This window comes from Sulfuricystis multivorans, assembly GCF_003966565.1.
GTDB classification, from domain to species: domain Bacteria; phylum Pseudomonadota; class Gammaproteobacteria; order Burkholderiales; family Rhodocyclaceae; genus Sulfuricystis; species Sulfuricystis multivorans.
On the sequence record NZ_AP018718.1, the window covers coordinates 1,960,100 to 1,973,030 of the forward strand.

13 protein-coding genes are annotated in these 12,931 nt (G+C 63.4%); 6 read left to right on the forward strand and 7 right to left on the reverse strand.

Annotated elements, in window-relative coordinates; translation table 11 throughout:
• The 3 genes from gspG to EL335_RS09865 are packed head-to-tail and all read right to left on the reverse strand — an operon-like array spanning position 1 to position 2,047.
• Complete coding sequence (gene gspG, locus EL335_RS09855) at positions 1-405, reverse strand: type II secretion system major pseudopilin GspG (protein WP_126446469.1); 405 nt, start codon at positions 403-405, stop codon at positions 1-3.
• Positions 402-1,730, reverse strand: a complete 1,329-nt coding sequence (locus EL335_RS09860) for an NAD(P)/FAD-dependent oxidoreductase (RefSeq protein ID WP_284155325.1) — start codon at positions 1,728-1,730, stop codon at positions 402-404. The genes gspG and EL335_RS09860 overlap by 4 nt, the downstream gene beginning before the upstream one ends.
• Before the next feature lie 14 nt (positions 1,731-1,744).
• Positions 1,745-2,047 carry a c-type cytochrome gene (locus EL335_RS09865; protein WP_126446472.1) on the reverse strand — a complete coding sequence of 101 codons (303 nt, stop codon included), beginning with the start codon at positions 2,045-2,047 and terminating at the stop codon, positions 1,745-1,747.
• Positions 2,048-2,219: 172 nt separating this feature from the next.
• Here EL335_RS09865 and EL335_RS09870 point away from each other — a divergent pair, with 172 nt between their 5' ends.
• From EL335_RS09870 to trpC, 6 genes are all read left to right on the forward strand, one after another.
• On the forward strand, positions 2,220-3,638 hold the full coding sequence (locus EL335_RS09870) for a sensor histidine kinase (RefSeq protein WP_172600077.1): 1,419 nt from the start codon (positions 2,220-2,222) through the stop codon (positions 3,636-3,638).
• Positions 3,635-3,985, forward strand: coding sequence for a hypothetical protein (locus EL335_RS09875; RefSeq protein WP_126446475.1), 351 nt, complete (start codon positions 3,635-3,637; stop codon positions 3,983-3,985). The genes EL335_RS09870 and EL335_RS09875 overlap by 4 nt, the downstream gene beginning before the upstream one ends.
• Positions 3,982-5,268, forward strand: a complete 1,287-nt coding sequence (locus EL335_RS09880; RefSeq protein ID WP_126446477.1) for a response regulator — start codon at positions 3,982-3,984, stop codon at positions 5,266-5,268. The genes EL335_RS09875 and EL335_RS09880 overlap by 4 nt, the downstream gene beginning before the upstream one ends.
• Positions 5,269-5,558: 290 nt before the next feature.
• Entirely contained in the window at positions 5,559-6,125 is a 567-nt protein-coding gene (locus EL335_RS09885) for an anthranilate synthase component II (RefSeq protein WP_126446479.1), read from the forward strand.
• A gap of 1 nt (position 6,126) precedes the next feature.
• Complete coding sequence (gene trpD / locus EL335_RS09890; RefSeq protein WP_126446481.1) at positions 6,127-7,149, forward strand: anthranilate phosphoribosyltransferase; 1,023 nt, start codon at positions 6,127-6,129, stop codon at positions 7,147-7,149.
• Positions 7,146-7,991, forward strand: coding sequence for an indole-3-glycerol phosphate synthase TrpC (gene trpC, locus EL335_RS09895; RefSeq protein WP_126446483.1), 846 nt, complete (start codon positions 7,146-7,148; stop codon positions 7,989-7,991). Before trpD ends, trpC begins: the two co-directional genes overlap by 4 nt.
• A 56-nt stretch (positions 7,992-8,047) precedes the next feature.
• On the opposite strand, the gene fba is transcribed toward trpC, so the two are convergent.
• From fba to gap, 4 genes are all read right to left on the reverse strand, one after another.
• Positions 8,048-9,112, reverse strand: a complete 1,065-nt coding sequence (gene fba / locus EL335_RS09900; protein ID WP_126446485.1) for a class II fructose-bisphosphate aldolase — start codon at positions 9,110-9,112, stop codon at positions 8,048-8,050.
• A 37-nt stretch (positions 9,113-9,149) separates the two neighbouring features.
• Positions 9,150-10,586, reverse strand: coding sequence for a pyruvate kinase (gene pyk, locus EL335_RS09905; protein ID WP_126446487.1), 1,437 nt, complete (start codon positions 10,584-10,586; stop codon positions 9,150-9,152).
• 48 nt (positions 10,587-10,634) lie between these two features.
• Entirely contained in the window at positions 10,635-11,819 is a 1,185-nt protein-coding gene (locus tag EL335_RS09910) for a phosphoglycerate kinase (protein ID WP_126446489.1), read from the reverse strand.
• Positions 11,820-11,914: 95 nt separating this feature from the next.
• Positions 11,915-12,919: a type I glyceraldehyde-3-phosphate dehydrogenase gene (gene gap / locus EL335_RS09915; RefSeq protein ID WP_126446490.1), complete on the reverse strand. Its 1,005-nt coding sequence runs from the start codon at positions 12,917-12,919 to the stop codon at positions 11,915-11,917.
• Positions 12,920-12,931: the final 12 nt, after the last annotated feature.

The window sequence follows — 12,931 nt, forward strand, 5'->3', positions numbered from 1 at the left end:
TCAGTATGCGATGTCCGCGTTGTCGCCCGTGCCGCCAGGCACGCCGTCACGGCCCAACGAGAGCAGCTCGTAATCGCCCTTGCGGCCGGGCACCCGATAGACATAAGGCCGGCCCCAAGGATCGGCCGGCACGTCCTTTTGCAGATAGGGACCGTTCCACTTCGCCTCGCCGGCCGGCCGCTCGCGAAGAGCCGCGAGCCCCTGCGCCGCAGAAGGATAATGGCCGGTATCGAGACGGTAAGTATCGAGCGCCTTGGCTAGCGCCTCCATCTGGGCGCGGGCCGCGGTGATCTCGGACTTGCCGAGCTGGGCGGCATAGCGCGGCCCCACGTAGGCGACGAGCAGACCGATGATGGCGACCACCACCAGCAGTTCGAGGAGCGTGAAGCCGCGCGTATGCCTCATGCGAAGGTGTCTCCCATCAGCGCGGCAAACCACTTGCCCATCTCGTCGAAGTTCTTCGTCGACCGCGCCGCCGCTTCGCCAGAGGAGGCGGGCACCGGCACCATCGACGCCGTCGCGGCATCGTAGCGGTAGTTCGCCGTCAGCCAGGAAGCGGTCGTCGCGGTGATCGGCGAGTAACAGGCCGAGTTGGTGTGCGGCGACGGATCGAGCGCCAGGCCGGAGAGCAAACGCAGGATCGCGTCGGCGCAAACCTTGGCTTCCTGGTTGGCGATGTGGCCGGCCTTGGGTTGTGTCGTCGCCGAGGCGTCGCCGATGACGTGGATGCCCGGCGCGGTCGTCGATTCGTAGGACAGCACATCGACCTTGGTCCAGCGCCCGTCCGCGGTGTTGGTGAGGCCGTTGGCCGAAATCACCTTGCCGGCGCGATGCGGCGGAATCAGATTGAGCACGTTGGCGCGGATGTTGCCGATGCTGGTATCGACCGTCATCGTCGTCGCATCGACGCTGGTGATCGTCACCCCTGGTTGATACTCGATCACGTCGGCATGGACGTTGTAGAAGGCGTCGGTGAAGGCATTCACTTCGGCGGTGATGCCCGGGTTGGCATCGAGCACGATCACCTTCGAGCCCGGCCGGTTAGTCTTCAGCCAATCGGCGACGACGCAGGCGCGCTCGTAGGGGCCGGGTGGACAGCGGTAGGGCTTGGCCGGGATGCTCATCACGAAGACGCCGCCGTTGGGCATCGCGGTGATCATGTTGCGCAACGCGGTGGTTTGCGGGCCGGCCTTCCAGGCATGCGGCACCTTCGCCTGCGCAGCGGAGGATTCCAGGCCGGGCAGGATGTCGAAATCGACACCCGGCGCGATCACCAGCCGGTCATAGGCATGGCTGGTGCCGCCGGCGAGGACGACCTTCTTGCCGACCGGATCGATGGTCAGCACCTCGCCCTGGACGACCTTCACACCATAACGGCTCGACAAATTGCCATAGCCGTATTGCAGCGAGCCGATCGTGCGGCTGCCGTTGAGCACCAGGTTGCTCATGATGTTCGAGGTATAGGCCGAATCACGCTCGATCAGCGTGACGGCGACACCGGTGCCGCCCCACAAGCGCAGATATTTGGCCACCGTTGCACCGGCCATACCGCCGCCGATCACGACCACCCGCCCCTTGATGCCGGTATTGGCAGGCACACCGGTCGATGTACCGGTCTTGGTGGAGTTCTTCTTCTTGCTGTCCGCGCGGGCCAGCAGGCTCCAGCCGACAGAGGAAAACGCGATGCCCGAGGCGCCGGCCCATTGGATGAATTTCCTGCGATCGATCATGGTCCGTTCCCCCCTCAGCGGAGCGTCGCCAGGTAATTGGCGAGCTGGTTGATCTCGGCATCGGTATAGCCGCGCGCGTGCTTGTCCATCATCTTCGGTGTCGATTTCAGCTGCATTTCCTTGAGCTCCTTGACGATTTCGCTGGCCGACTTGCCGGCGAGCTTCTCCACACCGCCGCTGCCATTGGTGCCGTGGCACTGGAAGCAGTTCGAGGCGAGCAAGCGCCCGGCCGGCGGGGCGGCGAGAGCGGTCTGGCTCAGTGCGGGCAGACAGGCCAGGCTGCATGCCCATGCGCACAAGATTTTTCTTCGTTTCATGACGACTCCTTTTTCTCGATGTGACGAACGCCGCTCGTATCCGAGCGGCAGAGGACGGCCTTCCTGGCAGCAGGCCGCGGAGCGCATCCTGAGCGATGCGGTAAAGTGTTGCCACTGTCGTCGATACCCGACACTTTTTCCGGGCGAGTCGTTTTCCTACCATTGCGAGCCGATGAACCTGTATCCGCGCTCCTTCCTGCGTCTGATCCTGACCGGCTGGCTGCTGACGGCCCTGCCGCTCCTGATTGCGATCGCCTTCGCCTCGGTGAGCCTGAAAGGACTGAGCGAACGCAGCGCAATTTCGATGCTCGAGACGGCCGAAGCCGCGCGGCTGGCCTGGGAACTCGACGAGGACATCCTCACGATGGAGCGCCTGCTGCGGCAATACGAGGCATTGCAGGACCGGTCGCTGATCGACGACTATCTGCTGGCACAAAAGGAATGGAGCTCGCATCTGGATGAACTCGTCCGTCTGCCGCTGCTTGCTTCGCTGAGCGACGAGGTAAGCGCCATACGCACACTCGAAGCCACCGCACAGCCCCCGCTGTTGGCCGACGCACCTGACGTAGAGCCGATGCTGAACACATTCGAGGCCCTCAAAAACCGTATCAGCGGCCTGATCAAGGAGATCGACCGGCTCAGCGAAGCAGAACGCCAGACCTTCCGCAACGAAGCAGAACGGCTGCAACAGCAGCTGCTGATCGCCATCGCGCTGGCGCTACTTGCCGCGCTGTTGCTGTTCTGGGCGGGGCAGCGCACGGTCGCGCAACTGTTTCGTGGCGTCGAGCGCGCCGTAATCGCGTTGGGCAACAACCTGCTGGAACGGCCGATCGAGCTCAAGGGCACCAACGATCTGCGCTGGATCGGCAAGCGGCTCGAGTGGCTGCGCCGGCGCATGCTCGCCCTGGAGGAAGAGCGCACGCGCATCCTGCGTCACGTCTCGCACGAGCTGAAAACCCCGCTCGCCGCGCTGCGCGAGGGCAGCAGCCTGCTCGCCGATGGCGTCGCCGGACCACTGTCGATCCAGCAGGATCAGATCGCCGCGATCATGCAGGGCAACGTGCTGCGGCTGCAGGCGCTGATCGACGGCCTGCTCAAATTGCAGCAGGCCGAGCACGTGCGCGAGCGCATCGAACCCGTGAGCCTGCGGCTCGACGAGCTGGTCCAGCAGATTTTGGCGACCCACAAGCTCGCCGCGCGCGACAAGCATCTGCGCATCACCGGCCGGCTCGCGCCGCTGACCCTCGTCGGCGGCCGCGAGGAGATCACCACCATCATCGACAACCTGCTGTCAAACGCCGTCAAGTTCTCACCACCGCGCGGCACGGTGCGCATCGAGCTCTCCCGCAACATGCAGAATGCGGTGCTCGACGTCTTCGACGAAGGGCCGGGCGTGCCCGAGGAGGAGCGTAAAATGATCTTCGAGCCGTTCTACCGCGGGACGGCGGCGAAATCGGTCGCCGGCGTCGGCCTCGGTCTCGCGATCGCCCGCGAGCTCGCCGTCGCCCATCGCGGCATGCTCGAATATCTTTCCGACGAGGCAGCCACGCATTTCCGCGTCACCCTGCCCCTCACCGCCGAATTGCCATGAGCCCCCTGCGCATCCTTTGCTTGGCTGTCCTGCTGCTGGGAGGTGGCTGCACCAATCTGCCCGGCCAGGGCGATGCGATGCCGGACGAGTCGCAAAGGCTACGCGAAGCGCTGCGCAAAGCCGAAGACGAAAAGCTGCAACTCCTGCAACAGCTCGCCGAGCTCCAACACCGGGACGAAGAAGAAAAACAGAAGTTGCATGATCAGCTGGCCGAACGTCAGCGCCGGCTGCGTGATGAGCAGCGCAAGGTCGAGATGCTCGAAGCCAAGGTCGCCGACCTCGAAAAGAAGGTCGAGGCATTGCGGCGCATCGACCGCGAAACCCTGAAAAGGGCGATCCGCCGATGAGCACGGTACAAGGCGCCCGCATCCTGGTCGTCGACGACGACCCCGATCTTCTCGCGCTGATCGGCATGCGACTTTCTTCGGCGGGTTATACGGTTGCCAAGGCAGCATCCGGAAAGGAAGCGCTGGAGATCTTCCGTGCCGAACGGCCGCGTGCCGTCGTCACCGATCTGCGCATGGAAGGCATGGATGGCCATGCGCTGTTCGAGCGCCTGCATGCCGAAGCGCCGAGCGTGCCGGTGATCATCCTCACCGCCCACGGCACCATTCCCGATGCGGTCGCAGCCACACAGCGCGGCGTGTTCAGCTTTCTCACCAAGCCTTTCGATGGCCGCGAGTTATTGGCGCGCATCGCCGCAGCGATCGCCCTGTCGCCGCCGATCGCACCGGAACGCGCCAATGCAGCCTGGCGCGGCGGGATCGTCTCCGCCGATCCGGCGATGGACGAGCTGCTGCGCGCCGCCCATCGTCTTGCCGACGACCCGCGGCCGTTGCTGCTCAAAGGACCGCCGGGCAGCGGCAAGGAATTGCTGGCGCGCGCGATCCACCGCTGCGGTGCGCGCGCCGCTCAGCCGTTTCGGATCCTGCCCTGCGCCGCCAGCGCCGACGCCGACGCCAGCGCACGCTTCGATGCTGCGCTCGATCACGAGGGCAGCTTGCTGCTCGACGACATCGAACGCCTGCCAGCGAACCTGCAAGCCCGGCTGCAGGCGCGCATCGGCACGACCGACCTGTTCGGGGGCAGGCGCACGAACGTGCGCTTGATCGCGACGGCAGGACAAACGCTGGAAGCCGCCGTCCATGAAGGGCGCTTTCGTGCCGATCTCTACTACGGCTTGATGCGCAACATGCTGACAGTTCCCGGTCTGGCTGCGCGGCGTGGCGACATTCCGCTGCTCGTCGCGCATTTCGCCGCACAGGCGGGCGGCAAGACCGCCCAGGCGTTCTCCCCCGAGGCGATGAGCCTGCTCTGCGAGGCGCCTTGGCCCGGCAACGTGCGTCAGCTGCGCAGCATCGTCGAACAGGCGCTGGCGCTGGCGGTCACCCCGCTCGTCCCCGCCTCGCTGGTCAGACGCCTGCTGGCAGAGGAAAACGCACGGGAAATGGCCGCCTTCGATGACGCGCGCCGGGCGTTCGAATACGACTACCTCGTGCAACTGCTGAAATCCACTTGTGGCAATGTCGCCCAAGCCGCGCGCATCGCCCGCCGCAACCGCACCGAGTTTTACAAGCTACTGGCGCGCCACGATCTCGATCCGGCGCGCTTCAAACAAGGCGGGCAATGAATCCGGGCTGCCATCGAGTCCGTTTCTGAGGGAAAATGGCAGCTTTACCAGGCCGTTGAAAAACGTCACGAGGATGGCCAGATGCAAGGCGCACGGAGCGCAGCGACCGAGACATATCAAACAGATAGGCGAGGGAGCGACAACGAAGTTGCGGCGAAGGCTAACCTCGGTTTTGCCGACCGAGGTTAAGCGAAGCGGCCGAAGCCAACACCGCGCAACGCCGCAGATGGCCACCGCAGTAGTTTTTCAACAGCCTGTTACATCCCGACGCGCACGAAAGGCGCCACCCCATGCTGCTGATGATCGACAATTACGACTCTTTCACCTACAACCTCGTGCAGTATTTCGGTGAGTTGGGTGAGCCGGTGCGGGTGTTCCGCAATGATGCGATCACGCTCGAAGAGATCGCCGCGATGGCGCCCGATTACCTGGTGATCTCGCCGGGGCCCTGCTCGCCGAAGGAAGCGGGCATCTCGGTCGATGCGATCAGGACGTTCGCCGGCAAGCTGCCGATCCTCGGCGTCTGTCTCGGGCACCAGAGCATCGGCTATGCCTTTGGCGGCGAGATCGTGCACGCCAAGCAACTGATGCACGGCAAGATTTCGCCGGTGCATCACGCCGATGTCGGCATCTTCAGTGGTCTGCCCAATCCTTTCAACGCCACGCGCTACCATTCGCTGGCGATCCGTCGTGAGACGCTGCCCGGCTGTCTCGAAGTCACCGCCTGGACCGACGACGGCGAGATCATGGGCGTGCGTCACAAGGCATTCGCCATCCAGGGCGTGCAATTCCATCCCGAATCCATCATGACCGAGCATGGCTATCGACTACTCAAGAACTTCCTCGAAGGGAAATGACATGATCACGCCACAACAAGCGCTCCAGCGCACCATCGAGCACCGCGAGATCTTCCACGACGAGATGCTGCACTTGATGCGGCAGATCATGAAGGGCGAGGTCTCGCCGGTGATGATCGCCGCGATCCTCACGGGCTTACGCGTCAAGAAAGAAACCATCGGCGAGATCACCGCCGCCGCGAAGGTGATGCGCGAGCTCGCCACGAAGGTCGACGTGCCCCCCAACTCGCATTTCGTCGATATCGTCGGCACCGGCGGCGATGCTTCGCACACCTTCAACATCTCGACCGCCGCGGCGTTCGTCGCCGCCGCAGCCGGGGCGACGGTAGCCAAGCACGGCAACCGCGGCGTCTCGTCGAAATCCGGCGCCGCCGACGTTCTCGAAGCGCTGGGCGCGAAGATCGATCTCCTGGCGCCGCAGGTCGCCGAGTGCATCAAACAAACCGGCATGGGCTTCATGTTCGCGCCCAATCACCATCCGGCGATGAAGAACGTAGCGCCCGTGCGCCGCGAGATGGGCGTGCGCACGATCTTCAACATCCTCGGGCCGCTCACCAATCCGGCGAGCGCACCCAACTCGCTGCTCGGCGTGTTCCATCCGGATCTGGTCGGCATCTGCGTGCGCGTGATGAAAGAGCTCGGCGCCCAGCACGTGTTGGTCGTCCACGGCAAGGATGGCATGGATGAAATCTCGCTCGGCGCCGCAACACTGGTCGGCGAACTGAAGGACGGCGAGATCCGCGAATACGAAATCCATCCCGAAGACTTCGGCATGCAGATGATCGCCACCCGCAACCTGCGCGTCGCGGATGCCGCCGAATCGAAGGGACGCATCCTCGGCGTGTTGAAGAACCAGCCCGGCCCGGCGCTGGAGATCGTCTGCCTCAATGCCGGCGCGGCCCTGTACGCCGCCAATCTAGCCCCGGACATCGGTGCCGGCATCGCCATCGCACGCGAGACGATCGAAAGCGGCCGTGCCCTGGCGAAGCTCGAGGCATTTGTTCGCGTCACGAATTCGTTATGAGCGACATCCTGAACAGGATCCTCGCCGTCAAGCGCGAGGAAGTCGCCGCCGCGAAAGCCGCCAAACCCTTTGCTGCGATCCGTGACGAAGCACGGGCGCAGCCCGCGCCGCGCGACTTCGTCGGCAGCATGCGCACGAAAATCGGCGCTGGTGGAAATGGTAACGTCCTGCCGGGCGCCGACTCGCCTCGGACAGTCGGCGCTGGCGGGACGGCAGTCATCGCCGAGATCAAGAAGGCCAGCCCCTCGCAAGGCGTGATCCGTCCGGACTTCCATCCCGCCCAGATCGCCGCCGACTATGAAAGGCATGGCGCTACCTGTCTATCGGTGCTCACCGACCGGCGATTCTTCCAAGGCGCGCCCGAATATCTGCAACAGGCACGGGCCGCCTGCAGCTTGCCGGTGCTGCGCAAGGATTTCGTGATCGACCCGTATCAGGTCTATGAAGCCCGTGCGATGGGGGCGGATGCGATCCTCTTGATCGTCGCCGCACTCGAAGACTCGCAGATGGCGGAACTCGAAGAAATCGCCTTCAGCCTAGGGATGGCGGTGCTGGTGGAAAGCCACGATGCCGGCGAAATCGACCGGGCGCTTCGACTTGAGACACCGCTCATCGGCATCAACAACCGCAATCTGCGCACTTTCGAGGTGAGCCTCGATACCACGCTCTCACAGCTTTCCCGCATCCCAGCCGATCGCATCGTCGTCACCGAATCCGGCATCCAGACCCCCGCCGACGTCGCATCGATGAAGGCCCAGGGTGTGCATGCCTTCCTGGTCGGCGAAGCCTTCATGCGCGCACCCTCTCCGGGGGCGGAACTTTCGCGGCTGTTCGGAATGTGAAACAAAAGGGCCGCTGACGCGGCCCCGTGATGCGAATGGTGCGTCTTACTTGAGTCTTACTTGATCACTGCAGTCAGCTCGCCCTTCTTGTAACGCTCGGCCATCTTTTCGAGCGGGATCGCCTTGATCTTGCTCGCCATGCCGGCGCAACCAAACGCTTCGTAACGCGCCTTGCAGATTTCTTTCATCGCCTTGCGGGCTTCGGCGAGATACTTGCGCGGGTCGAAGTTCTTGCGGTCGGTGTTGAGATAACGACGGATCGCACCGGTGGAGGCCATGCGCAGATCGGTGTCGATGTTCACTTTGCGTACCCCGTTCTTGATGCCTTCGACGATTTCCTCGACCGGCACGCCGTAGGTGGCGCCCATCTCGCCGCCGTTCTCGTTGATGATCTTCAGCCAGTCCTGCGGCACGCTCGATGAGCCATGCATCACCAGGTGGGTGTTGGGAAGCTTGGCATGGATTTCCTTGATGCGGTCGATCCTGAGCACAGCGCCCGTGGGCGGACGGGTGAACTTGTAGGCGCCGTGCGAGGTGCCGATCGCGATCGCCAGCGCATCGACGCCGGTGAGTTTGACGAACTCGGCGGCTTCGTTCGGATCGGTGAGCAGCTGGTCGTGCGAGAGCTTGCCTTCGGCGCCGTGGCCGTCTTCCTTCTCGCCCTGACCGGTCTCGAGCGACCCCAGACAGCCCAGCTCGCCCTCGACGGAAACACCGATCGCGTGCGACATCTCGACCACCTTGCGGGTGACCTCGACGTTGTACTGGAAGGTGGAGGGCGTCTTCGCATCTTCCATCAGCGAGCCATCCATCATCACGCTGGAAAAGCCCGAGCGGATCGCCTGGATGCAGATCGCCGGGCTCGCGCCGTGGTCCTGGTGCATCACGATCGGGATGTCGGGGTGGGTCTCGATCGCGGCCTCGATCAGCTTGCGCAAGTAGGCTTCGCCGGCGTATTTACGCGCGCCGGCCGAGCCTTGCATGATCACCGGGCTGTTGGTTTCCTCGGCGGCCTCCATGATGGCCTGGATCTGTTCGAGATTGTTGACGTTGAAGGCGGGCAGACCATAGCCGTGTTCGGCGGCATGGTCCAGCAGTTGGCGCATGGATACGAGTGGCATGGAAGTCTCCTCTTCGATTGGGTTGCGATACGGTTGACTAGGCGGGCCGGTGCTCGCCGACCCGAACGATTTTCAGGGTATTCGTGCCGCCGGGCTGGCCGATCGGCTCGCCGCAGGTGATGACGATCAGATCGCCCACCTCGACGGCGCCGGCACGGATCAGCTCTTCCTCCGCTTCGAACAGTTGCTCGTCGCGATCGTGTCCCTGGTAACGGGTCATCAGCGGATAGACGCCGCGATAGACACTGACTTTGTAACGCGTGCGGATGTCGTTCGTCAAGGCATAGATCGGTACATTGCAACTGAGCCGGGAAATCCACAGCGCGGTGGAGCCGGTCTGCGTCAGTGCGGCGATCGCCTTCACTTTCAGGTGGTGGGCAATAAACAGCGCGGCCATCGCGATCGACTGATCGATGCGCGTGAACACCAGATCGAGGAAATGGCGATCGAGCGCGGCCGGATCCATCGATTTTTCTGCCTCGTAACAGATGCGCGCCATTGCCTGCACGGTCGCTACCGGATATTCGCCGGCAGCGGTCTCGCCGGAGAGCATCACCGCATCGGTGCCATCGAGCACCGCATTGGCGACGTCGGAAACTTCCGCGCGCGTCGGCACCGGCGAGTGGATCATCGATTCCATCATCTGCGTGGCGGTAATCGCGAACTTGTTCATTGCGCGCGCTTGGCGGATGATTTTTTTCTGCAGCGCAGGCACGGCGGCATCGCCGACCTCGACGGCCAGATCGCCGCGCGCCACCATCACGCCGTCACAGGCATTGAGGATATCGTCGAGGTTGTCGATCGCCTCGCGGCGCTCGATCTTGGCGATCACCAATGCCTGGGAGCCCGCCTTGCCGAGCAGCTTGCGCGCCAGACGCAGATCGGCACCGCTCTTCGGAAACGAGACGGCGACGTAGTCGACCTGGAGCATCGCCGCGTTCTGGATGTCTTCCATGTCCTTGGGCGTCAGCGCGGGCGCGGAAAGCCCACCGCCCTGCTTGTTGATGCCCTTGTTGTTCGACAGCTCGCCGCCCTGACGCACCACGCAGTGGATCTCGGCGTCCTGGACGGATTGCACCTCCATCACGATGCGGCCGTCGTCGAGCAGCAGGATATCGCCCGGCACGACATCGTCGACCAGTTCAGGGTAATCGAGACCGACACGCTCGCTATCGCCCAGCGTGCATTCGGCATCGAGAATGAAGCGCTGGCCCGGCTTGAGCACGATCTTGCTGCCGGCGAATTTGCCGATGCGAATCTTCGGCCCTTGCAGGTCGGCCATCACCGCGATGGTGCGGCCATGCTTGCGCGAGGCTTCATGCAAGCGTTCGAGACGCTGGCGGTGATCGTCGAGACTGCCGTGCGAAAAGTTCAGGCGTACGATGTCGATACCAGCGACAACCAGCCTGTCGATCGTCTCGGCATCGGTTGAGGCCGGGCCGAGCGTCGCGACGATTTTGGTGGCACGTTGCATGGGAGCGGTGACGGGCCGCACGGCGGCGGCCCATTTGTGCGGATGGTTTCAGCCTTGGGCGCGCTTTTCGAGAATCTCGACGGCCGGCAGCACTTTGCCTTCGAGATATTCGAGGAAGGCGCCGCCGGCGGTGGAGATGTAGGATACCTTGTCGTAAATCCCGTACTTCTGGATCGCGGCGATCGTGTCGCCACCGCCAGCGAGCGTAAAGGCCTGGGTGGCGGCGATCGCCTCGGCGAGCTTCTTGGTGCCATTGCCGAACTGATCGAATTCGAACACACCGACCGGGCCGTTCCAGACCACGGTGCCCGCCGTCATGATGATGTCGGCAAGCTGCTGGGCGCTTCGCGGGCCGATGTCGAAGATCATGTCGTCCTCCGCCACTTCATCGGCGTTCTTCAGCACCGCCGGCTCGTTGGCGTCGAACTTCTTGCCGACGACGACATCGACGGCGATCGGGATCGAAGCGCCGCGCTTTTCCATTTTCTCGATCAGCGCCTTGGCCGTCGGGATCAGCTCGTGCTCGCACAGCGACTTGCCGACGTTCTTGCCGGTCGCGGCAAGGAAGGTGTTGGCGATGCCGCCGCCGACGACCAGTTGATCGACCTTTTCGGACAGCGCTTCGAGCACGGTCAGCTTGGTGGAAACCTTCGAGCCGCCGACGATGGCGACCATCGGCCGCGCCGGATTGGCGAGCGCCTTGTCGAGCGCTTCGAGCTCTTGGGAGACGAGGATGCCGGCGCAGGCCACCGGCGCGAATTGCGCGATGCCGTAGGTCGAGGCTTCGGCGCGGTGGGCGGTGCCGAAGGCATCCATGACGAATACGTCGCACAGCGCGGCGTATTTCTTCGCGGTCTCTTCGAGGTTCTTCTTCTCGCCCTTATTGACGCGGCAGTTCTCCAACAGCACGACTTCGCCTTCGGCCACGTCGAAACCGCCATCGACCCAGTTCTGGATCAGGCGCACCGGCTTGCCGAGCTTCGCGGACATCACCTCGGCGACCGGCGCCAGGGAATCTTCGGGCTTGAACTCGCCTTCGGTCGGCCGGCCCAGATGCGAGGTCACCATCACCCGGGCGCCGGCCTGCAGCGCGAATTCGATGGTCGGCAGCGAGGCGGTGATGCGTGCGTCGGAGGTCACCTTGCCGTCCTTGACAGGCACGTTCAGGTCGGCGCGGATGAAGACGCGCTTGCCCTTGAGATCGAGGTCGGTCATGCGGATGAATTTGGCCATGTTTGTCTCCCGAGTCTTTTTCGAAATCAACCACTGAAGCGCTGCGCCGTGATGACAGCGCAACGCTTGGATGGCGGATCTCTGTGGCTGCCTTGTTACTTGCTGGCGACGTGCTGGACGAAGCGCAACATGTTGCAGGTGTAGCCGTACTCGTTGTCATACCAGGCAACGACCTTGACGAAGGTCGGGTCGAGCTGGATGCCGGCTTCGGCATCGAAGATCGAGGGCTGGGCGCAGCCGCGGAAGTCGGTCGACACGACCTTCTCGTCGGTGTAGGCGAGCACACCCTTCAGCGGGCCGGATTCCGAGGCTTCCTTCATCGCCTTGCAGATGTCTTCGTAAGTGGCTTCCTTGAGGAGCTCGACGGTGAGGTCGACCACGGAGACGTCGGAGGTTGGCACGCGGAAGGCCATCCCGGTGAGCTTCTTGTTGAGCTCGGGGATGACTTTGCCGACGGCCTTGGCAGCGCCGGTCGAGGAGGGGATGATGTTCTCGAGAATACCGCGACCGCCACGCCAATCCTTCGAGGATGGGCCATCGACGGTCTTTTGCGTCGCGGTGGCGGCATGCACGGTGCTCATCAGACCGCGCTTGATGCCAAACTTGTCGTGCAGCACCTTGGCCACCGGCGCCAGGCAGTTGGTGGTGCAGGAGGCGGCCGAGACGATGGTCTCGCCGGCATATTTTTCGTGATTGACGCCATAGACGAACATCGGCGTGTCATCCTTGGACGGTGCGGATTGAACGACTTTCTTCGCACCCGCATCCAGATGCTTCTGGCAGGTTTCCTTGGTCAGGAAGAAACCGGTGGATTCGATCACGACATCGACGCCGACCTCGCCCCACTTGAGGTTGGCAGGATCTTTCTCCGCGGTCAGGCGGATTTTCTTGCCATTGACCACCAGATGATTGCCCTCGACGGCGATATCGCCATTGAAGCGGCCATGCACGGAGTCATACTTGAGCATGTAGGCGAGATAGCCAGGCTCGAGCAGGTCATTGATGGCGACGACCTCGAGCTGAGGAAATTCCTTGGCGATGGCGCGAAAAGCCATGCGGCCGATGCGGCCGAATCCGTTGATACCGACTTTGATGGTCATGAGAGGTTCTCC